Annotated in this window: 25 protein-coding genes; 1 reads left to right on the top strand and 24 read right to left on the bottom strand. The window is 58.0% G+C overall.

The genetic code is table 11. The annotated features are described in order from the left end of the window. Positions 1-17: 17 nt before the first annotated feature. The 22 genes from C4J86_RS07730 to C4J86_RS07625 all read right to left on the bottom strand — a co-directional run bounded on the left by C4J86_RS07730 (position 18) and on the right by C4J86_RS07625 (position 17,940). On the bottom strand, positions 18-1,904 hold the full coding sequence (locus tag C4J86_RS07730) for a phage tail protein (protein ID WP_124369986.1): 1,887 nt from the start codon (positions 1,902-1,904) through the stop codon (positions 18-20). After that, positions 1,901-2,590: a phage tail protein I gene (locus C4J86_RS07725; protein WP_124369985.1), complete on the bottom strand. Its 690-nt coding sequence runs from the start codon at positions 2,588-2,590 to the stop codon at positions 1,901-1,903. The genes C4J86_RS07730 and C4J86_RS07725 overlap by 4 nt, the downstream gene beginning before the upstream one ends. Position 2,591: 1 nt before the next feature. Further along, positions 2,592-3,473, bottom strand: a complete 882-nt coding sequence (locus C4J86_RS07720; RefSeq protein WP_046071194.1) for a baseplate J/gp47 family protein — start codon at positions 3,471-3,473, stop codon at positions 2,592-2,594. Then, entirely contained in the window at positions 3,470-3,796 is a 327-nt protein-coding gene (locus tag C4J86_RS07715) for a GPW/gp25 family protein (RefSeq protein WP_078820567.1), read from the bottom strand. The genes C4J86_RS07720 and C4J86_RS07715 overlap by 4 nt, the downstream gene beginning before the upstream one ends. Before the next feature lie 5 nt (positions 3,797-3,801). Continuing rightward, positions 3,802-4,029 carry a hypothetical protein gene (locus C4J86_RS07710; RefSeq protein WP_124369984.1) on the bottom strand — a complete coding sequence of 76 codons (228 nt, stop codon included), beginning with the start codon at positions 4,027-4,029 and terminating at the stop codon, positions 3,802-3,804. 53 nt (positions 4,030-4,082) lie between these two features. Continuing rightward, entirely contained in the window at positions 4,083-4,616 is a 534-nt protein-coding gene (locus tag C4J86_RS07705) for a phage baseplate assembly protein V (RefSeq protein ID WP_124372400.1), read from the bottom strand. 29 nt (positions 4,617-4,645) lie between these two features. Continuing rightward, on the bottom strand, positions 4,646-5,161 hold the full coding sequence (locus tag C4J86_RS07700; protein ID WP_124369983.1) for a hypothetical protein: 516 nt from the start codon (positions 5,159-5,161) through the stop codon (positions 4,646-4,648). Further along, positions 5,161-5,820: a hypothetical protein gene (locus tag C4J86_RS07695; RefSeq protein WP_056783416.1), complete on the bottom strand. Its 660-nt coding sequence runs from the start codon at positions 5,818-5,820 to the stop codon at positions 5,161-5,163. The genes C4J86_RS07700 and C4J86_RS07695 overlap by 1 nt, the downstream gene beginning before the upstream one ends. After that, on the bottom strand, positions 5,817-6,137 hold the full coding sequence (locus C4J86_RS07690) for a hypothetical protein (RefSeq protein ID WP_124369982.1): 321 nt from the start codon (positions 6,135-6,137) through the stop codon (positions 5,817-5,819). The genes C4J86_RS07695 and C4J86_RS07690 overlap by 4 nt, the downstream gene beginning before the upstream one ends. Positions 6,138-6,139: 2 nt before the next feature. Next, positions 6,140-7,135 (bottom strand): major capsid protein, encoded by a 996-nt coding sequence (locus C4J86_RS07685; RefSeq protein ID WP_124369981.1) that lies wholly within the window; start codon positions 7,133-7,135, stop codon positions 6,140-6,142. A gap of 62 nt (positions 7,136-7,197) precedes the next feature. Beyond that, a complete protein-coding gene (locus C4J86_RS07680; protein ID WP_122736813.1) occupies positions 7,198-7,536 on the bottom strand; it encodes a head decoration protein in 339 nt (112 codons plus the stop codon). Then, the gene (locus C4J86_RS07675) at positions 7,533-8,675 is read right to left on the bottom strand and encodes a head maturation protease, ClpP-related (protein WP_124369980.1); all 1,143 of its coding nucleotides are present in this window, start codon (positions 8,673-8,675) and stop codon (positions 7,533-7,535) included. Before C4J86_RS07675 ends, C4J86_RS07680 begins: the two co-directional genes overlap by 4 nt. Next, on the bottom strand, positions 8,672-10,153 hold the full coding sequence (locus C4J86_RS07670; RefSeq protein WP_124369979.1) for a phage portal protein: 1,482 nt from the start codon (positions 10,151-10,153) through the stop codon (positions 8,672-8,674). Before C4J86_RS07670 ends, C4J86_RS07675 begins: the two co-directional genes overlap by 4 nt. Then, a complete protein-coding gene (locus tag C4J86_RS07665) occupies positions 10,153-10,359 on the bottom strand; it encodes a phage head-tail joining protein (protein ID WP_056783432.1) in 207 nt (68 codons plus the stop codon). The genes C4J86_RS07670 and C4J86_RS07665 overlap by 1 nt, the downstream gene beginning before the upstream one ends. A 1-nt stretch (position 10,360) precedes the next feature. Continuing rightward, positions 10,361-12,361 (bottom strand): phage terminase large subunit family protein, encoded by a 2,001-nt coding sequence (locus C4J86_RS07660; RefSeq protein WP_124369978.1) that lies wholly within the window; start codon positions 12,359-12,361, stop codon positions 10,361-10,363. A gap of 3 nt (positions 12,362-12,364) precedes the next feature. Further along, positions 12,365-12,970: a terminase small subunit gene (locus tag C4J86_RS07655; RefSeq protein ID WP_124369977.1), complete on the bottom strand. Its 606-nt coding sequence runs from the start codon at positions 12,968-12,970 to the stop codon at positions 12,365-12,367. Positions 12,971-13,175: 205 nt separating this feature from the next. Then, on the bottom strand, positions 13,176-13,520 hold the full coding sequence (locus C4J86_RS07650) for a phage holin family protein (protein WP_043046669.1): 345 nt from the start codon (positions 13,518-13,520) through the stop codon (positions 13,176-13,178). Positions 13,521-14,047: 527 nt separating this feature from the next. Further along, complete coding sequence (locus tag C4J86_RS07645; protein WP_124369976.1) at positions 14,048-14,413, bottom strand: hypothetical protein; 366 nt, start codon at positions 14,411-14,413, stop codon at positions 14,048-14,050. Continuing rightward, on the bottom strand, positions 14,406-16,622 hold the full coding sequence (locus C4J86_RS07640; protein ID WP_124369975.1) for a VapE domain-containing protein: 2,217 nt from the start codon (positions 16,620-16,622) through the stop codon (positions 14,406-14,408). The genes C4J86_RS07645 and C4J86_RS07640 overlap by 8 nt, the downstream gene beginning before the upstream one ends. After that, positions 16,612-16,839 carry a TraR/DksA family transcriptional regulator gene (locus C4J86_RS07635; protein WP_124369974.1) on the bottom strand — a complete coding sequence of 76 codons (228 nt, stop codon included), beginning with the start codon at positions 16,837-16,839 and terminating at the stop codon, positions 16,612-16,614. The genes C4J86_RS07640 and C4J86_RS07635 overlap by 11 nt, the downstream gene beginning before the upstream one ends. Continuing rightward, positions 16,832-17,350: a phage regulatory CII family protein gene (locus C4J86_RS07630; protein WP_043046664.1), complete on the bottom strand. Its 519-nt coding sequence runs from the start codon at positions 17,348-17,350 to the stop codon at positions 16,832-16,834. Before C4J86_RS07630 ends, C4J86_RS07635 begins: the two co-directional genes overlap by 8 nt. Positions 17,351-17,679: 329 nt before the next feature. Continuing rightward, positions 17,680-17,940, bottom strand: a complete 261-nt coding sequence (locus tag C4J86_RS07625; protein ID WP_124369973.1) for a hypothetical protein — start codon at positions 17,938-17,940, stop codon at positions 17,680-17,682. A gap of 78 nt (positions 17,941-18,018) precedes the next feature. Here C4J86_RS07625 and C4J86_RS07620 point away from each other — a divergent pair, with 78 nt between their 5' ends. Continuing rightward, positions 18,019-18,744 carry a LexA family transcriptional regulator gene (locus C4J86_RS07620; protein ID WP_124369972.1) on the top strand — a complete coding sequence of 242 codons (726 nt, stop codon included), beginning with the start codon at positions 18,019-18,021 and terminating at the stop codon, positions 18,742-18,744. 10 nt (positions 18,745-18,754) lie between these two features. Here C4J86_RS07620 and C4J86_RS07615 read toward each other — a convergent pair whose 3' ends face one another. Next, positions 18,755-19,471 carry a hypothetical protein gene (locus tag C4J86_RS07615; protein ID WP_124369971.1) on the bottom strand — a complete coding sequence of 239 codons (717 nt, stop codon included), beginning with the start codon at positions 19,469-19,471 and terminating at the stop codon, positions 18,755-18,757. Between the two features lie 74 nt (positions 19,472-19,545). Next, the gene (locus C4J86_RS07610) at positions 19,546-20,316 is read right to left on the bottom strand and encodes a hypothetical protein (RefSeq protein WP_124369970.1); all 771 of its coding nucleotides are present in this window, start codon (positions 20,314-20,316) and stop codon (positions 19,546-19,548) included. Between the last annotated feature and the right edge of the window lie 248 nt (positions 20,317-20,564).

Below are 20,564 nucleotides of genomic sequence, written 5' to 3'. Positions count from 1 at the left end.
TATCCATAGTCATCACCTCAGAGTTCCGCTTCGGCGGTCCACTCAATTTGCAGTGTGTAGCCAGGAATGGACCCAGCCGGCGGCAGGCATGAAAGCGCAAAGCCTGTTGCCCATAAGCTCTGGATATTCGTGGAGGTGCAGGGTTTGGCGGAGGACTGTGCCCAGATCTCCGACGAGTTATCACCAGGTGAAAACAATTTCAACGTAGGAACAACGCGTTTCACTTCCCGGAAGTCCATACGCAAGGCTGACTGTGAGGCCTGTGCTGCTGCGGATTGCGTGAAGGTGGCAATACAGGTCGACGGACCGTTGTTGGATTTCAGGGGGTGATCCTGCAGGAAAGACTTTTCAAAGTAGCGCAAGCATGCGCGGTACTCCTCCTGGTGCGTCCTGTAATCGTATGGCGTCGCCACGCTGCCGGACTCGACCTGAACGTTGGTAATGTCCGTGTAGTGGGCACCCGTTCCCCAACTGGCAAAGATGACTTCCAGGAAGTCGTTCGCAACACCCTTGTTCTTGTTCACTACGCCGCCCAGGTCGAGGGTCACTACGTATTTTTTGTATACCGTCGTCAACTCCACTGAGGTGCCCACATCGACGTTCGGCTCGGTTGAGTTCACCCCGAAGTTCTGGCGAAGAATCACCGCACACGTATGTGGAACGCTGGTTTTCATATAAAACGAGACGGTGACCTTCCCGCCGGCCAGTGTTTCGACGTTCTCGATACGCTGACTGAGGTTCCAGCCCTGGCCTTCACCCTGGCGCGAAAGTCTCAGAGCAAACTTTGCCTCGTTGATATTGGCATCCTGCTCGAGCGGCAGCTGGCTCCAATTGCAGGTGGCGTTTTTGGGGCTGTAGATCATCCAGCGGTCCGGGCCGAACGTGCTTTCTGGGTCACCATTGGCTTTTCCGACGACGCCGGACTTGCCTCGCTGCCAAATCTGGAAGGCGCCATTGATCAACCGGTTTTTTCGGAAGACGTGCACAGGAAATACCTGCTTGGGGCTTTCGATCTGAGCTCGTACCGACTCGGTATTGGCGCTACGTTTAGACCTGTCATCAACGGGCGGCGTTGGAACGTTTTGCCCCGCAGACCATTGAAAGGCCAGAGGTGTAGTTCCAAGAACTATCGGACCATCGGAGATCAGTTGCCAGATAGTGTCAGCGTTGGCTGTACCCCGCTCGACTGTGACAAGCAAACCAGGCGTAACCTTATCGCTGGTGTCCGCATCAACCGTGCGCACCCACGAATCAGCGCTGACCAGGTACAGCCCGTTGTCCTTTGCCTGAACTTGATCTTTAACCAGCACCCGCGAACCCGCTGGCACCGCGAAACCGTCGATAGCTTGAACGCCCGCCAGGACCACTGGGCCCGTGGTTGCAACTAATGCCGAATGTTTAAAATCAAGTCTGTTGACCGCATTCGCTACCGAGTCGTCAACATACTTTCGAGTAGCGTTTACAACAGCCGGATCTATCAACAACACAACGTTCGTCGAACTTGAAACCACAAAGTTCATCCGTATAACTTGTGTCTTACCAGACCCTTGGGCTAGCAGCGACTTGTAACTTGGCGCGCAATTGGCTACGGCAACCAAATCTCCGTCAGAATCGAAAAGCCCCAATTCGCGAATCCAGAACCCACCTTCATCCGCTGGAATAATCTGCTCGGCTACTAGGATCCCAGGGTTAGTCGGATGAGGCTCCAGGCTATTCAATGGAGCCCGGCGGCGCTCATTAATCAGTGTTTTCTGTGAGCGATCAGGGATAGGGTCAGTACCGTTTGCGTCCCCAACAGCCATATGGGTCAGCTTCCAAGTTAGCAGCCCTGCATCAGACTTAACTTGCTTTGCCTCGCCAACCGCCGTCAATAACGCGAAAAACTTCGAATTAGCATCAATCATGTGTATACGTCCAAATGGTCTATGGAATATTCGCGGCCAGGCACCCCGACATAGCAGTCAACCGAGATAGGTTCAGGCGCAGGAGGGTAAACTTCTATTTCATCTATGGAACACTCTCGAATCCCGCTTCCGATAAAACCTGTCACCTCGATGTCACTAAGTACCGGCGGATAAACATCAATAACTTCTCCGTCAGATATGCTTGCGAAAATGTTTATAGCCCCGGTGGATTCCAGGCTAATCGCAAGACCAGTCAGGTGACGGCTGACGGGTTTGGCGTCATCAATCAGCCGCTCCAGCTCCTGATACATTTCCTCAGTGATACCGGTGTCCAACACGCCGACCTTTAATGCAAAGGTGCCTGGAGTCCCTTCGGGCCTCATGTTGAACCATTCGATAATCTCGATCAGGTAGCCTAGAGGCTCTACCACACGGCGTAACGCGCCGATGGTGCCCTTGTGGGCATGTATGTAATAAGAAGCCTTGATGGCGGCGCGTTTGGTCGCCTCGGTCCATCGGTAATCCCAGCGATCCACCGACCATGCCCATGCCAGATGCGGCAGCAAATGCACCGGGCAGGTATCAGCGTTGTAGAGGTCGCGAAGCGGGACAATCGTTTTCTCGAAAAACGTAGCCTCCATGGCCCGCTCAAGTTGCGTGCTGTTGATCGGCAATAGACTTTTCATATCAAGCCGCCAGCGTCACGGTGTAGCCCGTACAGTACGCCGCCTGAGCTTTGGTCGGGGCCAAGTCCTGCCAGCCGACCAGCTCAACCCGAGAAACGCCGGCAACGTGTAACTGAGCGTCTACACCGGAACGTGCCACTTCAACGCCAAGCCGTTTGCGCGGATTGATCCACGCCGCCAATCGACTTTTCGCCTCGGCTAAACTGGCATCAGCTTCTGGGCCCGCGCTGGTCATGTGCAGGATCGCCTTGATTTGGTAGCGGATCACCTGGGCGCTCTGAACCGTCACCCTATCCCCCACCGGCCGCACATCGTCGTCATTCAGCGCAGTTGCCACCGTGGCGAGCAGCTCAGGTGAAGCCTCCCCCTCCCCGTCCAATCCCAGCACCGTTACCGTCACGTAACAAGGCGCAGGGCTTTCGGCCGTGGCATCCGCCACCAGCCCCGAGGCGTTACGTGCATGCAGGATGTAGCTGTTACGCGGGCCGGCCGTTGTCAGTCCCTCATAGGCCAGCTGGATGCGCTCTCGGAACGCATCGTCGTCTTCTTTGACTTCTGGAACCGGCGGAAAGGCCAGCAGATCCTCGGCTTGAATGACCAGGCGTTTGAGGTTGACGTTGGCCCCCAGGTGATCAAGGTCACCCCGTATGGCGTGCGCCAGCAATACCGCTTTGCCGGCGTCATTGACTCGGGCGCGGTTGCCGACCTTGATGTAAGCGCCAACCTCCAGCACCTTAAGCACCGGATCGCTCTCCAGCGCAGCAGTCCAGTTGCCCCCCATGTATCCGCGAAAGACCCCCAGCCCCTCCTGAAAAACCTCTTCGAAGTCCAGCGGCTCCAACACGGTCGGCGCCGGCAACGACGACAGGTCCACAATACTCATACAGCCACCTCCAGCGTGACGCTGTCGCCCAGGTACTGCCCGACGATCTTCAGGTTAATTTGCCCGCTGATAACGGAAATAACGCGCACTTGATCCAGCTTCAAACGCGGTTCCCAGCGCCCCAGTGCGCGGGCGACTTCCGCCTGTACGGCGCTTTTCCAGCCTTCGGTGACGGGCAGGTCAACAAATCGCCGTAGCTTGCTGCCGTAAGCCATCCGATGCCGCCGGCTACCCAACGGCGTGCCCAAGATGTCTGGTACCGATTGCCGCAAGTGGGCGATGCCGGAAATGGGTTGGCCGGTGTGGCGATCCATTCCGATCATCTAAATCACTCCTTCAGCAAGTCGAACTCGGCGTTGGCCTTCAGCAAGCTGACGGCTTGGGCATCGGATGACTGAACCTTTACTACGCCTTTCTCGACCGACAAAGTGCGATCAGTTCCGGGAACGATAAGTGTGCGTGACGTGAATACTTTATCGCCGAAGGTCAGCTGCCGATCTGGCACTGGCGCAACGACTGCAGGCTCCTCGGTCACAGGGCTTTCTAACTTGGCCATGTTTTCTCCAGGCATAAAAAAACCCGCGATGGGCGGGCTGTAATGAGTTGAGATTAATGCGTGTGGTGATTGCTGTTGCCACCAGTGTCGATAATCGCACCGGCACTGGTAATGCCTTTCGTGACGTGTAACGCGCCGTCGATCATCACGGCTGCTTTCAGATTGATGTTGCCGGTGGTCACGTTCACGGCGCTGTCCGTCACGACCACCTCTGTACTGGCGACTTTGATGGTCACCGTACCGCTCGGCAGGGTGATGCTGTAGCTCTTGGCCTGCCAGTCATAAATCAGCGAGCCGCCATCATCAAACCGCCACACTTCCACATGATCCCGGTTATCCGGTGGCGGACCCGCGTTGCCATACAATCCCGGAATGAACGTACCCTGTGACACGTCACCGCTGGCACTGACCAGTGTCCCCTGCTCGCCCAGAGACGGAGCCCTCCAATGCCTGGCCTTGCCGGCGGCGATGCTGTGCCAACGCACCCAGGCGCTGGTCCATTCGCCATCCGAAACCCGACACATCGGCGGGGAGGCAGCCAGATCGACCGCCACCACAAAGCAATCCTTGACCACCCCCGCAAGCATGCGGTCGTGCTGGGCAGCAACATAGCCGCTCACAAGTCCTCCGCTGGAACAAAGTCCTCTTTGACGTCGTTGTTAAAACCAAACAACAGCATGCCGGGCGGCTGATCGGGCCAAGGCCACTCTTCAGGGCCGAGGTACACCTGCTGCGTCCATTCCACCAGCCAAACGGTGTAACCATCCAACACTGGCTGGGTCCAGTCCTGTAGTGCCTGAACGAACTCTGCCGGCTCGACTTCCAACCCCCAAGTCTGAGCCCGGAGTAGGACCGCAAGTTGGGTAGCCAGCTGCACCGCCTGTTGCTGATGCAGAGGATAGATCGGGTCAACGACGATACGTGCCTCGAACTTACACACCAATGAGGTTTCACCCGTGCCGATATCGGTACCGGGCTCGATCTCGGCCAGCTCCAGAAATACCGCCGGTAAAACGATGCGATCCTGAATGTCCGGCCAGGCACTTACCGTCTGAACCCCTGGCAGATGGCTCACCAGGTGTTGCTCGACCGCCCGGTAAAGCTGGTCCAGGCTAAAAGGTTCGTCAGCCATTACCCGATCCTCTTCAAGTATTTCTGTAGTTCGAAGTTGAGTTCTTGCTTCAGGATCTCCAGCAAGCGTTCATCCGCCTTTTGCACCCAGGTCTCAAAATGCGGACGGGCCTGCTCCAGAGACACTTTGGCCTTGGCTAACGGGAAACGATTGCCATGCTCCGCGACCCATCCAGAACTTGCACCGCGACCAGGTGACACCGTGCTGTCTGGATAATCATCAGCATTGAAGTGCTTGCTCGCAGTGCGAATCCAAATGTCTGGCTTGTTGCCGTAGACCTTCTTGAGAAACGCGCCTTGATAGCGCCGCCCCGCAACCGACACCCCGCTGCCAGTTTGCCGCGCCCGGCCAATCCGGCTGGACTCGATGGCATTCAAGCCGAACCACAGCTTGCCGCTCGATGCCCCGCCTGACACCGGATAGCTGCGCAACCGCTGACGCACTGCCGCGACAGCAATGCGCTCCTGCCTGCTGACTGCACGGGCAATGTGCGTGCGCAACCAGCCCAACGTCTTGTTGATCGCGCGTCGGTGAGCCGCAGCAGCTGCCTTGGGCACCAACTTGGCGAAGTCCTGAAACGCCTGGAGATCTGCAGCTGACGACTGGATCGAGATCATCCCGCCGCCGGCCGAGGGTTTGACGTAGCTACCGATGCTCATGGTCGCAACCTCAGGATCAAGGCGACCAGACCGTCGCCGCTCGGCTCCAGCTGCAGCAGGTCGTAATCGCCGCCGCCGTCCAGGGCGGGCAAGTCGACGCTAACCAGTAGCCCTCGTTTCAAGCCTTCCGAATCGCTGACTCGGATCTCAAACCTAGGCTCACGCAAGCCGGTGTTGAGCTTGCCGAGCTTCGGCTGCAACCAGGGCGCGGCAAACATACCAAGCACGGGCTCTTCGCGGCCCTCGATCCGTGCGCTATCGCCCAGTGTTTCGAAGACCACTTCGTCGATGTCGTCGATCAGATCGCGGAAGGCCACGATCACATCTCCAGCAGGATCTGCGCGCGAGGCCGCGTGCACAGGTGCAGCGGGTTGGACTGGGCTTCGCCGGCGACCCCCTTGTTGAAAGGCAGCGGCTCGATCTTGCTGTAGTACGGGATGCCTTGGGTGTTGACCGTTTCCATATAGTCGGCCGGTGCGAAGGACGAGATATACAGATCAGGGACACCCTCGGGGACCAGCAGCGCCCTGTCGTCGTGGACGAACGCAACACCGGCAACCTTGCCGCGATAACGCTCCCAGACGATCCCGCCGAACTCGAAGGCTTCACGGGCATCGCCACGCAGAGACGCGGCCTGCATCGTGTTGAGGTAGGTCTCCTTGACCGACTTGTGGACGATCAGCTTGTTCCAGAAATTCTTGCCGCACAAAGCGCGGGAGCCGCTGCTGGTGACGCTGCCGAGGGCTTCTTCCTGCATGTCCAGCGCTTCGCCGCATTTGACCCGCAGCTCGGTATCTGGACTGTTCAAGCCCATCGGCAGCTTCTGGCGATTCACGCCGAAGGATTTATAAATATCCAACAGGACTGTCTTGCCATCGGCGTCCAGCACCTGCCCGTTCAACGCACCCATGCGCTGAAATTCGTGGGTGGCGTCCAGCTGTCGTCGGGCCTTTGCCAGACGCTTGTTGACTACATCCTGCACGGCCTGCAGTTCGCTGCGGGTACCGAAGGCGCGAATGCCTTGGATCTCATCGGCCTTGATGGTGAAGCGTTCAGGCAGGTGCACGGTGTTGAACGGAATCAACTGACGCTTAGTCGCACCGACCACCAGACCAGAAGTACCACGTTCACCCGATGGCACCAGGGCCAGGGTGTCGCCGTCTTTCTCGATCTGCACGGTCAGCGTGCTGATGCCCTCTTCGCGGAAAAGGCCAAGGCTGCTGATGCGGCCCGGCAGGTATTCCTGCTCATTGATTGCAGCGGTCAGCGAGGAGACGCTGAATGCATCGTCTTCAAAAATTGCGATATCGGCCATGGGGTACTCTCCAGAAACGAAAAATCCCGCACTCGGCGGGATGGATAAATGAGGTGAGCGTCTTAACGGACGATCACGAAATGGGCGGCCAGGGCCTTTTCGGCTGCGGGGTCGAGGCCGGTCAAATGGACTTCGCTGACTTCGGCCTGACGCACGATGGCGCGGCCGCGACGTACCACATCAGACTGCCCCAGCGGACCGTAGAGGATCGCCATGGCGTTTTCAGAGCCGTCCTCAGCTGTCGGCTTATAGGGTGCAAACTCGCCCGTAGCAGTCACCAGCCCAAGGATCTGGCCCGGCTCCAACGCCGGCCCGGCGGCGACGTTGATTGCTTCGCGTGAAATAGTGCCTGGGCCTTCAGACAGCAGGAACTCGCCTGCGTGCATCGATTCGATTTTCATGCTCTTACTCCTTTCGAGGTTCCGTTCTGCGCCGCCTGCCGGCTTGCCCAGATTGAATGACTGTCGACCTGTTTGGCCTTGATAGTGGGTGCCGGGTCATTGTCCAGCGGCAGACTGTTGTTGATTTCAAAACCGCCGCCGCTGCTGACCAGCTTGTCGAACAGGCGCGCCCTGACAGCTGCTTCATCCAGGCCAGCGGCCAGGAACTCACCGGTCAGTTCCGGCAATCGTGCTGCGACGCACAAGCCGTGCAGCGCTTTCGCCTTGGTCAGCGCCGCAGTGACTACCGCTTCGCTTTCCAGCTTCGTCGAAGCGAGTATCGGGTCCACCAAGTTGCTGATGCCTGCCGCCGCACACCCCTTGGTGACCATCAACGCCAATCCGGCAGCGTCTAATACGGGTACTGGATCCGGAAGGTTTACGGGATCAGCCGGTTCGACTTCGGGCTCTTCGTCCAACTGGGCCAGCAATTCAGCCGGGGCATTCTGGAAGCGCTGCAACACGCTGCCCTGACCGAGACAGGCTTTCACCTTCAGTCCGTCCCCCACTTCATCGGCCAAGCCCAGGGCCACTGCTTCGTTGGCCGTGAGCCAGGTTTCCGCGTTGACCATGCGCCGCAGCTCGGCCTCATCGATGTCCGGCGCTTTGGACTTGTAGGCCGCAATAATCGCTTCCAGCGTCTGGTCCAGAACGTCGGCGACACGCCGGAAGTCCTCGGCATCACCGCCGGTAAAAGTGTAGGGGTTGTGGATCATCAGCATGGCATTGGCCGCGATGACCACCCGGTGAGCGCCACACACGGCAACACTGGCCGCGCTGGCCGCCAACGCGTCAATGCGCCCGGTACAGCGTTCGCCCAAGCGCGACAGCGCGTTGTGAATAGCCAGGCCGTCGAACAGGTCGCCGCCGATGCTGTTGAACGCCACAACGACCGGAGAAGCGCCGTCATCCATAGCCCGCAGGTCCTGAACAAACTGATTAGCGCTGACACCCCAGGTGCCGATCTCGCCGTATACAAAGACCTCAATGGTCTGTTGCTCGGCTTCACCGCTGGCCTGGAAGGTGTACCAACTTTTATCCGCGACTTTGACCTGCTTGCCAGCCTTGTCATAAATGCGCGGGATCGCTTTTTTACTCATGGTTGTTCCTTGTCATCAATCGGCTCGATGGCATCAAGCGTGGTGTAGTTGAGGCCCAGTTCCGTGGACCTGGCGAGGTCGGCCGCGTTTTCCGCGTCGATGGTTTCCGCGTCGTAGCCGTTGCGCAGACACATCTCGCTGCGCGAACCGAAGCCCGCCTGCACTTCCATCCGCCGCGCCTGGACGTCCTGCACCGGCTGAATGTAGGCCCAGCCTTGTGGCACCCAGCGTGTGCGCAGGTATTCGCGCCGACGTTGCGCGTAGTCCTCCAGCGCCAGAGCGCCGGACAGCACCGCCATGTCCATCCAGGCGGCACGCACAGGGCGACACAGTTGATGCACATACACGCCGAATTGCAGCTGCTCCAGGCGCCGCCGGAACTCGTTGAGCACCACCCGCAGCGCCCGGTCGTTGACCTCGCGCATATCGCCGGTAAGGATCTCGTACGGGGTGCCCGAGCCCGCCGCCGCAGCCATCAGCTGCTGCCGCATGAAGTCCGGGTAGTTGTTGCCGGCGTCCGGTGGCTTGGAGAACTCCACCTCTTCACCTGGCCCCAGTTCCTGCATGGTGCCGGGCTCTAGGGCGACCATCGGCGTGAAGCCGTCTCGGTCGGTGACCAGCAGCTCCCCCGTCATCGGGTTGCGCGCTTGCGGCCCGGCCTCAGGTGCAGGACGCTTGATGAAGCCGGCAAACAGGTTCGCCACCTCCTGGCGAAACAGCACCGCGTCGTCGTAGTTGTCCAGACTTCGCAAGCGTTTCAACACCGGGGCCAAGCGTGGTACACCGCGCAGTTGCCCTGGCTCCATCGGTTCGAAGATATGCAGCACCTGCGTCGCCGGCACGCGCACCAGCTGGTTGTAACCGACGTTAAGCGACGACGAATCGCGTGGGTGCGACAAGTACATCCAGTACGCCACACGCTTGCCGGCCGGATTGAACTCGATCCCGGCGCGGATAACGTTGCCGTTTTTGGCCGTCTCGAACTTGTCATGGGGGACAAACTCAGGTGCCAGCGCCTGCAGTTGTAGCGGCACGGCTAACCCCTCACTGAGGCTGCGCGGACGCAACCGCACAAAGCACTCACCGGCCGTTTCAACCGTGCGCGCCACCAGGGCCTGCATGCCGTAGAAGTCGGTCAGTTCATCGGCGTCCGCTTCGTCAACCCAGTCGTCCCACAATTGCTGCTGGAGTTTGCGCAGTTCCGCGTCATCCGTGGTCGGTCTGGGCGTGATGCCAGTGCCGATCAGGTTGCTGACGCGCTTGTCGATGACATTGAAGGCGTACGGGTCATTGCGCACCGCCGCTCGTGAACGCGCCCGCAGGTTACGCAGGGCCGGGGTGTTGATGCTGTTGATGCCGTTGTCGGTGGCTTCCCAACTGGCCGAGCGTCGACCCTCACCCGCGCCTTCGTAACTGGCCTTGATGTTCGACGGCAGCAAGAATCCATTACGGGTTAGCGTCGGATAGTGTCGTGCCATTAGAGTCCCTTGCCTCCATGCATGAGCCGAACCACGCGTGAGCGCGGCCCGGCGGCGTTGGTCAGCGACGTGCGGATCTCGTCGCGGGCCTTGAGCAGTTCGTCGATGGAGCGGTATTCCACCGTACGGTCGCTGTAGCGCACGGTCTTTTCACCGCGTGCGATGGCGCGCTCGATGGCTTCGAGGTGCTTCGGAGTAAACGACATATCAGCGTCTCTTCAGGTAACCGCTAGTGGAGCTGCGGCGTTGTGGGGGTGCAGCGGGTCGCGGTTGGGCGACCGGGGCAACGGGTTGAGGCGCAACCTGGGATGTCGCGGGAGCCTCTGCGGCAACCGTGACACGCTCAGCAGCGACCACCTTTTCATCGAACAAACCGGCCTGTGCCAGCGAGTTCCGTACCCGGTCCCAATCGTGTTCCTGATACCGGTTGATGCCGAGGTAATGCGCCATCGCCAGGCAATACACCATCAGGTCGAGGGCTTCGTTGCGCTCGGCCTTGCCCTTGATCCACTCGATACGCTTGTGGCCCCGCACGTACTTGGCGACCTTGCGCTCGGCCACGCACTGGGCGAAGAACTCGTCTGGCAGGTCGTTGGCAAAGTGCAGCGCACCTGGGCCGGATTCGAACGGGTAGCGATTGTAGATCCAGTCCTTAGCGGTGTCGGTACCGACAAACCACAGCTCGGCGCCGCCGCGTTCGGTTTGGCCCTTCCAGGTCACGTCAACCATGGACGGCCGCTGAGCGATCACCGGCTTACCGGGTTTGCTCGCGCCCTTGATGGCGAAGATGTTGCGCCAGCGCCGCACGCGGCAGAACTGGTAGACCTCGTCGGTGTGGTGGCCGCCGGAGTCGACGGCGACCGCGAGAATGCCCAGGCCAACACCGCAGGGGTGCCGGTACCGCTCTTTCAGCAGTTCATCCAGTACCGCCCAAGTGCGTTCGTCCGAAGGGTCGCCCGCGATCACACGGTGATCAATAACCCAGCGCTCCATGCCGACGCCCCAGCCCATTGCCATGAACTCAAGGCGGTCGGCCTGTACGTCGACAGCGCCCGTAATCATCATCACGGCAGCGGGCATCGCACCGAGGGAGAACCCTTCCCGGCGCGCCCGCTCGATCAGTACCGATGCCTTGGTCTGCTCTTGCGCGCTGTCCCACACCTTAGCCAGACGGGTGTTGTAGAACACCTGCATGGGCTCAAGATCGCCTTTGGCCTGTGCCTTTTTCGCCTTCTCGAATTGCTTCGCCAGCGACTTCCAGCCCGTCCAACCCAACGGTGAATACAGCGCGTTGAGGTGAAAGCCGACCGTCTCGCCATCGCCTTTGGCATGGGCACGCCACTCGCCACGGGCGAGCATATCGCCCTTGTGGTGTTCCTCGATCAGCACGTCGCAGTCGGGCCCGGCGCACTCGTAATGCACCACGCTGAAGTCCTGGGAGTAATGCAGCCGCTCCCACTCCAAGGTTTGCATGTGGCCGCAGGTCGGGCACGGCACGTAGTAGTAACGCTGGTCGCTACCCTCGAACAGATCGTCGATGCGCGAGGCGCCCTTGATCGTCGGCGAACTGGAGAAGTAGAACTTGGCATTGCGGCCGAAGGTACTGCCCCGCGTTTCTGCCAGTTCGATGGGGTCGCCCTCTTCGCCTACGTCGACCTCCCACCGGTCGATCTCATCGCCGTACACGTAGCGCGCTGACAGCTCGGCCAAGTTGGCCGCAGAACCGGCGGTGGTGACGTACAGCGAGCCGCCTTCGAACTCCTTGGTGTCCATGGTGTTGCGCGAGTCCCGCGAGCGGCTCGCCGCCACACGCTCGCGCAGCACCGGGGTGGCCTTGATGGTCTTGCCGATCCGCGACGACACCCGCTTTGCCAAGCCTAGGCTGGGCAGCAGCGTGAGAATGTTCGACGGCACCATGTGGATCAGCGCACCGATCCAGTTCAAGGCGATCTGGGTTTTCATCAGCTGCGAGGCAACCATGGTGACCACACGCTTGCACGGGTGGGCCGGTGACAGGCAACGCATCGGCTCGCGTGCGTAGGGTGTTCGCACGGTGCGATATTTCCCTGGCTCGGCGGCGCCGGTATCACGCGGGATGCGCATGTACTCGTCGGCCCACTCGTCCACCCAGAGGCTGGGGTCTGGACGCAGCCCACGGAAATACGCCTCACGGTACACCTCAGCGCCGTCAGGTTTTTCCGTCTGCATGGGTTAACTCGTAATGATCAGATCGCGTTCAAGGTCAGCCGAAGACATGCGCTCGGCCTCTTCCAGGGACAGCCGCAGCGCCTTGGTCAGGTGCTGCTCAATCTCCCAAGGGTCGGACATCGCCGCCAGTTCCGGCGCCAGTTGCGGGGGCATGCTGAGCAGTTGATCGCGCAGCATGCGTCCGGCGTTGTAGGCCCCGGTGGTGACCGCCTTCATATCCACCAGCGAACCCTGCACCTTGTGAAACTCGGCTTCGGCCAGCTGGGCCAGGTAGTACTCGCGGTGTGCGCGGGCTTTCTGGAAGTCGGGGTGCCCGCCCTTCGCGCCAGCAGGCTGCGGCGGCGCAGCCGTGTTAGTCGGCTCGACCATGGGGGACAGTTGGCTGTAAACGTCACGCTGGAGCCGGTCTTGCTGGTGTCGAGCCGCGACGGCAGCCTTGCTGGGGTCGGCGGTTTCGAGGATGAGCGCTTCGGTTGCAAGCACGTCGACCTTCTTGCCATCTGGCGAGAGCACCAGGCGGTTGTTGTCTTTCAGCCAGGTGATGTAGCTCGGCGTCCTGCCGATGCGAACCGCGAAAGCGCTTTTAGACAGGAACAGTGGATCCGTCATAAGCCCTCCTTTTCAACGGCTTTTCAATGGAAACCTTTCAATTTCAATAGATTGAATTTCAGTAAGCTGGCAGCCCTGCCGCTAACACTTTCCCGCGGGTTTCATGCCCCGTGTCCCTCGAATGCCGCCAGGGTCCCCGGCGACTTTCGGCGCACCATTTTGACGCGCTCCGCTACAGGCCACGTAATCCGTGACCTCCAGCGCATCATGCCTGACCACTGCCCGAGGGCGGCACATCGCACACGCCCAACCGCTTGGCGGCCCAGCGTTCATACAGCCCGATGGCGACATCGGCGCCGGCCATCGCGGTGAGGCATCCGATGCTCCCTGCCGCCAGGACCGACATGCCCGAAGCGTGTAGCAACATCATGGTGGAAAGCCCGCAGACCACGCATGCCCCGGATCGAAGGAGCAAGCGGCGAATCAAGGACCAGCCGCTTACCCCCGCTTTGTCGGCGCGCCATGCCTCGCCGGATATGCCGCCGACCAGGGACAGCACGATCACCATCCAGATCGGCATATCAATAAGCGCTTGCTGCTCGTTCGTCATCGCCCTACCCCATAAACGCAAAAACCCGGCGCAATGGCCGGGTTCAGTGTGGTGGTGTGTCCCGCTGCTTGCGGTCGCACCTATCGAAGATGGGTACTTTTTACAGGTGGATTTTACTGGCAGCAAGCGGGTTTTAATGCCATAGCGCAATACGGGTGCAATACAGGTATGACGCAGGTGTAACGCAGGTACAACGCATTCAATCGGCTATCGCTTCTGGTGCCCTGTCTTGCCTGTCCCACTATTCTGGATCGAAGTAGGACAGCTACAGGTCCCTGAATTCGGGGCTCTGCCCTACTGTCCTACCTTTTTTACTTTTCTCTTGTGTATAGAGAGAAAGCTAAAAGCACGCGTGCGCGCCATGGGCGCGACTACGTCCCCGCTATGCTCATGTGTGCGTGGAGCGGGTGAAGGTTGGACAGTAGGACAGCCCAGTATCGGCGCGGCCTGCACCTGTCCAACTGCGCTAAATGCGAGTCGGACAAGGTGGGACAGTAGGACAGGGGCACACGGAGTGACGCCGAGGGTCATGCAGCTTTCCCCATCAGCATCCCCTGGATGAACACATGCGCGTCATGTAGCCGCATGTAATAGGTCCTCGAACTGCAGGCGCAGTGCAACAGCTTCTGCGAGAGGAAGCTTTCGTGGTTGCAGTAGTGCTCCCATACGACCAGGGCAAGACGAGGCGGCAGGTGTTTCCTGACGATCAGCTCTATGTCGGCCGATTCATCCAGCAGCACCCGACTACCCCGCGTGCCACGTATCAACTCCCCTTTGCACTCCATCAGCATGGCGATCATGTTGGCGCCACTCGGTCCGCCAGCACCGTCTGGCACAGGCGAATGCAGATCCTGCGCCCATAGTTTGAGCATCTCGTCGATTCTCTTAATCAAAGCAAGGCTCCTCCATCTCCGACTGCTGCAGAGCAGACGCACGCCCCCAACCCGCAGGTTTTTGATAGGCCCAAGGCCGCACCCCGCTTTTCGGCAACGCCGGCATACGCCGCTTGCGCCAACCCAGCCGGTGCATGATCGCCCCGACCCGCATCTGCTCAGGCTTGCCCCAATGTCCGAAGTCCAGCTTCAGCGCCTGGGTCAGGATCTCGTTGCCGGTAGCGGTCTCCCCGATCTGCGACTCTTCCATCCAGGCCAGGATCGGCCCTTCCCATTCATCCACCACAAAGCGCTCGTCTTGAGCCTCGGCGAACATCTTGGATTCGTCCTTGTTCACCCACCAGATATCGCCCGCTTCAAAGCAGAACAGCGCCTCAGCCCATAGCTGATCACGGATCTCGCGCAGTTGCTCCAGATCGACCTTGTTGCAAAACACCGGCCAGTAACGACGGTTGCCCGTGGCGTCCTTGAGGTACTCCTCTTGGTTGGTGGTGCCCACGAAAACACACTGGCGTGGCACGTCATTCGTTCTGCGGCCATAGCTCTCTCGGTAGGTGTCGGTGGACGCGGAAAAGAACTGTTTAGCCTTGGTGCTTTCTGCCTTGTTGAAGCTGTCCAGCTCACCCAGCTCGACGATCCATTTGCCGCGAATGGCCTGGAAGCTGTCCTTGTCGCCGAGGGCAAAGGGCGTGTCCATGAACCACTCGCCGCCGAGGACACCCATGGCCGTGGACTTACCGGCGCCCTGCCCGCCTTCGAGGATCATCACGGAGTCGGCCTTGCAGCCTGGGCGCATCACACGTGCAACCGCTGAGATGAGCCAGCGCTTAGCGACCTTGGCCGAGTACTCACTGGCCTGGACGCCCAGCACGTCGGTCAGCCAGGTTTCAATGCGTGGCACGCGATCCCATTCCAGCTTCTCCAGGTACTCACGCACCGGGTGGAAGGCGTGGTCGTGGGCAACCACGCTGACCGCCTCGATCACATGGGAGGCTTTGACCCGCAGGTTGTATTGCTGCGCGAGCCACTTCATCACCCGCATGTCGTCAATGTCGGCCCAGTCACCGGCACCGCCGCCAAAGGGCGCAGACCGCAGCTTGACGATCTTGGAGCTGAACACGCTGTAGCCGATGACACCGGCCCAGCGTTCGTCATTGCCCAGGATCAGCTCGACGTTTTGCATGTGCGCGATCAGGGAGCCGTTTTCGGTGCGGGCCAGTTGGTCCTTCCAGCCACCCGCTGCAGGAGGCTTGACCACCGCAAGCACCTGGCGGCGGACGGCCTCCAACCCCTCGGCGACGTGCAAGTCGTTGAAGTCGGTCCATTTGATCTCGCGCTCGCCGGAGAACACCGGGGCAACCACCTGACCACCGACGACCAGCGCGGCGTTGTTGGCTTTCTCTTCGCCGGGGTTCCAAGGGTCACCATTGGGACGCTTGGTTTTCCAGTCGTCGTCCCGGCAGATTATCAGCGGGCAGCCGGGGAAGCGCTCGCGCATGGCCTTGGAAACCGGTAGCAGGTTGCCCGCGTCGAAGGCGATGGCGACAGTGAGCGAAGTCGCCATGTGCAGGCTTGCGCCCGTAGCGTATCCCTCACACACCAGCACCGGTTCGCCGGGCTCTGGATGGGGGCCGATCAGGTGGAATGCGCCCTCTTTTGACATACCGGGCGGCCAATACTGCTTATCCCGCCCAGTGTCTTCTTGCTTGGCCGGGAAGATCACCTGCAGACCGACAATTTGGTCGCGCACGTTGCACATGGGCACCAAAAATGCGCCGGTACGTGGCGCATAGCGAACCTTGAAGCCAACGATCTGTTTTCGATCCAGATAGGCGCTCTTACCCTTTTCGGGCATGCGCTTGAACAGGCCGGCAGCACGGTTGGCCGCTCGGCGTGATGCGTTGGCCGCGATCTCGGCAGCCTTACGCTTGGCATCCTCCTGCCGAGCGCGCATGACTTCGCGCTCCTCGGGGCTCATACGTCCGGGTTTAACCTTGATCTTCTGGGTATCGCCAGAACGCCAGTCACCGAAGCTGCCGAAGATCAGCGTCTCGTTTTTTTCGGTGCGGTGTTCGTGGATGACGTACCAGCCGTTTTTTTCTTTACCTTTGTCCTGGGTGGTTTTGCAGCGGGTGAGCTTGCCGAATACCAAGGGTTGAGCGGGTTCAAGACCATAGTCCGCGAACTGATTGATCACATCATCGAGCATAACGGGCAGCCCTTTGATCATCGACGGTCTTGCACTCAATGCAGAGCGTGCAACCTGGTTGTGCCAAACGACGGGCCTCAGGGATGGGGCCGTCGCATTCGTCACAGAACATCAGCGAATGCTGAGCCGTGGTAGACATCAGCGCCAGGCGTGCAGCGACGGCCTGATCAATGCGCTCTTGCACCAGATCATTTGCGAAGTCAGCGATATCAGCCACGTTCCACCCCGCAAGTCGTCTGGTTGACGTAGCGGGCGCGGTTGTACATGCCCAGCAACCCCTGAATGCCACGAAACACCAACTGGCGTATCTCAGCCAGCTCACGGTCATCGACCTTGCCGTCGCCAATGTGCTTGGCCCAGGTTTCGGACAAATCGGCGACCTGCCGGAAAAACATGGCGATACCCGTGGTCAGAGTCTCAGGCATGTCGTTGGTGTACGCCTCAGCCAGTTCCTGCCAGATCGTGTCGCCGACAAGGGCGTGCACCGCATCGAGAATGCGGCGGTCCTTGGTCAGTTCGAGGATCTCGCCGAACTCCTGGATGTTGACGGTGTGCGAGGGATGGGTGGGAGACAACTTGTGTTGCAGCGTGGTGGCATTGCGGCCGGTGGTGGCGGCGATTGCTGCGGCACCGCCGGGATAGTCCCGTGCGGCGTGGTACAGGGCTAATTCGAGCGTCAGTATTTCCTTTTGCGCTCGATCAACACAGCTTAAAGCTACTCGGCTCATGGCATTAATCCTACTAAGTTGCCAGTGCTCCGCGACGTGTAGTGGTGATACATTTGCCGCGTGGCTTGAAAGGGCCCAAACGCCGGCTAGATCTTAGGGATCGAAACCGGCACCGTGCCGAGGCGAACAATCCGTTGCTCACCTCTGGCGCAACAGCTGCCTAATCTGTGGTGGAAAAGGCAGCAACCCAAGACATCCGTGTCTTGGCAGCGCGATAAAGGGAGGTGGTTTGCATGTGGTGTGCCCTCCTACCTTCGTCGCGACCCGACAGCACTGTGGTGGTGTGTGCCGGGAGGAACTGGGCGGCCCTTGGGTCGCCTTTTTTCTATCTACGCTGCAGCTTTCTGCGGGGCCGATGCGTTGAGCAGCCAGGCAGCGTCAAACGCGTTGCCCTTTTGCTCTGCAGCAGTCGCTAGAAGCTGCGCGTAGTGCGTTTCACCTGTGTAATCGGTGCGTGGAAGGCTGGCAGCCAAGCGCCATTTATTGAGTGCTTGGTAACTCCTGTCACATACCTTGGCGGCGGCTCCGATGCCGCCTACTGCTTCAAATGCGAACGCGATGGCGTTCGGAAAATCTGCGGGGTCCAACATGGCAACCTCCATTTATCAACTCGCGGTTGATATTAACATCAACTGACTATTGCGCAACCCCTGTGAGAGTATCAACTCATGGTTGATAAGAATGAGCTACGGGCAGCTTTCACGGCGCGCCTTCACGAAGCACTCGACGATGCCGGGATACGCACTCACGGCCGCGGAGTGGATATCCACGCCCATTTGGTGAAGGTAGGGGCTGAAAAAAGCAAACAAGCTGTCAGCAAGTGGTTGAACGCCGACGCTATACCTGAAGCAGATAGCATGGCCGTGCTTTGCTCATGGTTGAACGTGAGGCGAGAGTGGCTGGAATATGGAGTGCCACCCAAAAAACAGAGTGGGTACAGCAACGTACACCACATCGCTGGAGGCCATGAAAGCAATGTAAGTGAGGTCACCCAACGCTTCGGTAAAGTGCCGTTGATTTCATGGGTACAAGCTGGAGCTTGGTGCGAGTCAAATTTTGAACTTCACGATGGTGAAAGCTGGCTTTCTTGCCCTGTGCCTATTAGCGAAAGTGGTTACGCTCTCAAAGTAATGGGGGACTCAATGACGAATCCAGGCCCAGGACGCAGCTATCCAACTGGATGCATTATTTTTGTTGACCCTGAGGCGGAAACAAAAACCGGAGATCGTGTGATTGCTCGAGTCCCACGAACGAACGAAGCAACATTTAAAGTCTTGGTCGAGGACGCAGGTCGTCAATTTTTGAGACCTATTAATCCGCAATATCCAATCATTGATATTACAGAAGAAACGCATATATGCGGAAAAGTAGTAGGGTCTTTCATCCCAGAATGATAGGCACTTGTTATTCGAAAACAGGCTGAACGCTTATTTCACCGAGACTAGTTAGCCTAGAGTTCATAGCCCGTATAAAAATCACAACCCTTCTATCATAGATCTCCAAATTACGATCAATATTACGACTACGCTCCCAATGCTGCCCAACAGATGACAGAAAATCATCGGAGTCCTTCATTAACTCCTTATGAGAATAGGCTGTAAATCTGATACTGCACTCAATGGATTCGGCCGCAACGTAATAACTATCGTATTCCTTCGGAATACTTGGGCAAGGAGAGGCCACATGAAGCCCGTCATACCTGTCGCCTGATATCAACTTCTCCGCATCTACTAAAGTCCTAGCCATATCCTCTCCAAAATACCGCTGCACTTTATAATGCATAACTATTAAATCGCGCCTCCACCCTTCCTTGTAACTCAGAAACTCACGATAAGGACCAGTTGAAAAGTCATACCATGACATTTTACTAACAGCTGCGCCCTGCAACTTCTTTAACTGTGCCATCCCTTCAAGAAGCGTTATCGTTAAGTCGTCTGCCACCTTGTGAGCCTCAGCAATTGCACGGTCATGTCTGGCAGTCTCCCATTGCGCACGATAAGCATACATACCTCCAAGAACAGTGATGAGAACCGCCAATAGTGTAACAATATAGCCGGAGAAGGTTAGGACATACTGATCATGGCGACTCAGATCGTTGGATACACTTGGTTTAAAAAACATCAATTACACTCCACACTTAGCCCACCTAGCCCAACGAACCCAATTTAACTTCAATCAATTCAGCCGCTCAACAACTAGTATGGATAGCTTATTCTCTTCACATACGGATTGACCTGCACTCCAGGATTACCAGAACTCAGAATCGCTCCATTACTTGCTGGAGCCTCGGGCCACCTCAAAGGGACTAGACCATTCAGCGAAATCCTTATCTTATAACCCTGATCTTCATTATCATTCAACACAGATGACAAATTGATAAATCCCTGTACGGGATATTTATAACCCCCAGAATTCTGACATATTGCAAACCCGACAGGATAAGCCTTATATGCAGACACCCACAGCATTGATTCAACCTTGGCCCAATCGACTATAAAAATATCACGAAAGACTGCCTGCTCATTATTTGGATACAACCAAAAAAGAACATCATAGCCTGTAGGAAATACCTTTATTTGCCCCCAAAAATATCGCCTCAAAACCTTCAAAAATGGAGACCTAACCTTCGGTGAATCATCATACGCCAGCAAATGCCCTACAACAGCCCTAATGACCTTATTAAGCTTTACCCCTTCAAGGTTGAAGTACTGATTAGGCAACAAATATTTATTTCTAACATGAACATCAATTTCATTACAAAAAGCAATCAGCGAGGGATCCAACTTCGCCCCTAACAAATTATTATTACATCTTGAGCAGAGCGTTTTCTTTTTTAAACCATTTTGAGCAAGCCTAGTACTACGAGGAACTTTCCTGCGACCTTTTTCAGATTCTTTGAGGTAGTTTGAAATAATACGGGCCCCAGGAGGAGTCATACCTTGCGGAAAGATATGATCCTCAGTCATAGCCGATCTTTTGAGGCAAATATTACAGCGACGATTTAGCATCAACATCCCTATCGTAAAGTCCAATTTTCGGAGACTACCAACTTTCGCGGGAAAGAGGTATGTGCTGACACAGATCAGGTCTCGACTGGCGTGCGAAGCCACTGCAAAAATCAACCAACAGTTGACATATAACAATCAACGGTTGATATTCACCTCACTCTTCCACCACAGAGCGAGGCAACACCATGCACACCACAGCCACCCTG

It is taken from the genome of Pseudomonas sp. R2-7-07, from assembly GCF_003852355.1.
Classification (GTDB): Bacteria; Pseudomonadota; Gammaproteobacteria; order Pseudomonadales; family Pseudomonadaceae; genus Aquipseudomonas.
This window is presented reverse-complemented; position numbering and strand designations above follow the sequence as displayed.

Bases quoted from the DNA above. Each gene is read 5' to 3' on its own strand.
- C4J86_RS07705 (WP_124372400.1), bottom strand. From the start codon at position 4,616: ATGCTTGCGGGGGTGGTCAAGGATTGCTTTGTGGTGGCGGTCGATCTG.
- C4J86_RS07725 (WP_124369985.1), bottom strand. From the start codon at position 2,590: ATGAAAAGTCTATTGCCGATCAACAGCACGCAACTTGAGCGGGCCATG.
- C4J86_RS07660 (WP_124369978.1), bottom strand. From the start codon at position 12,361: ATGCAGACGGAAAAACCTGACGGCGCTGAGGTGTACCGTGAGGCGTAT.
- C4J86_RS07675 (WP_124369980.1), bottom strand. From the start codon at position 8,675: ATGAGTAAAAAAGCGATCCCGCGCATTTATGACAAGGCTGGCAAGCAG.
- C4J86_RS07665 (WP_056783432.1), bottom strand. From the start codon at position 10,359: ATGTCGTTTACTCCGAAGCACCTCGAAGCCATCGAGCGCGCCATCGCA.
- C4J86_RS07640 (WP_124369975.1), bottom strand. From the start codon at position 16,622: ATGCTCGATGATGTGATCAATCAGTTCGCGGACTATGGTCTTGAACCC.
- C4J86_RS07680 (WP_122736813.1), bottom strand. From the start codon at position 7,536: ATGAAAATCGAATCGATGCACGCAGGCGAGTTCCTGCTGTCTGAAGGC.
- C4J86_RS07710 (WP_124369984.1), bottom strand. From the start codon at position 4,029: ATGGCCAAGTTAGAAAGCCCTGTGACCGAGGAGCCTGCAGTCGTTGCG.
- C4J86_RS07730 (WP_124369986.1), bottom strand. From the start codon at position 1,904: ATGATTGATGCTAATTCGAAGTTTTTCGCGTTATTGACGGCGGTTGGC.
- C4J86_RS07615 (WP_124369971.1), bottom strand. From the start codon at position 19,471: ATGTTTTTTAAACCAAGTGTATCCAACGATCTGAGTCGCCATGATCAG.
- C4J86_RS07625 (WP_124369973.1), bottom strand. From the start codon at position 17,940: ATGTTGGACCCCGCAGATTTTCCGAACGCCATCGCGTTCGCATTTGAA.
- C4J86_RS07630 (WP_043046664.1), bottom strand. From the start codon at position 17,350: ATGAGCCGAGTAGCTTTAAGCTGTGTTGATCGAGCGCAAAAGGAAATA.
- C4J86_RS07720 (WP_046071194.1), bottom strand. From the start codon at position 3,473: ATGAGTATTGTGGACCTGTCGTCGTTGCCGGCGCCGACCGTGTTGGAG.
- C4J86_RS07650 (WP_043046669.1), bottom strand. From the start codon at position 13,520: ATGACGAACGAGCAGCAAGCGCTTATTGATATGCCGATCTGGATGGTG.
- C4J86_RS07655 (WP_124369977.1), bottom strand. From the start codon at position 12,970: ATGACGGATCCACTGTTCCTGTCTAAAAGCGCTTTCGCGGTTCGCATC.
- C4J86_RS07700 (WP_124369983.1), bottom strand. From the start codon at position 5,161: ATGGCTGACGAACCTTTTAGCCTGGACCAGCTTTACCGGGCGGTCGAG.
- C4J86_RS07620 (WP_124369972.1), top strand. From the start codon at position 18,019: ATGGTTGATAAGAATGAGCTACGGGCAGCTTTCACGGCGCGCCTTCAC.
- C4J86_RS07685 (WP_124369981.1), bottom strand. From the start codon at position 7,135: ATGGCCGATATCGCAATTTTTGAAGACGATGCATTCAGCGTCTCCTCG.
- C4J86_RS07695 (WP_056783416.1), bottom strand. From the start codon at position 5,820: ATGAGCATCGGTAGCTACGTCAAACCCTCGGCCGGCGGCGGGATGATC.
- C4J86_RS07715 (WP_078820567.1), bottom strand. From the start codon at position 3,796: ATGATCGGAATGGATCGCCACACCGGCCAACCCATTTCCGGCATCGCC.
- C4J86_RS07670 (WP_124369979.1), bottom strand. From the start codon at position 10,153: ATGGCACGACACTATCCGACGCTAACCCGTAATGGATTCTTGCTGCCG.
- C4J86_RS07610 (WP_124369970.1), bottom strand. From the start codon at position 20,316: ATGACTGAGGATCATATCTTTCCGCAAGGTATGACTCCTCCTGGGGCC.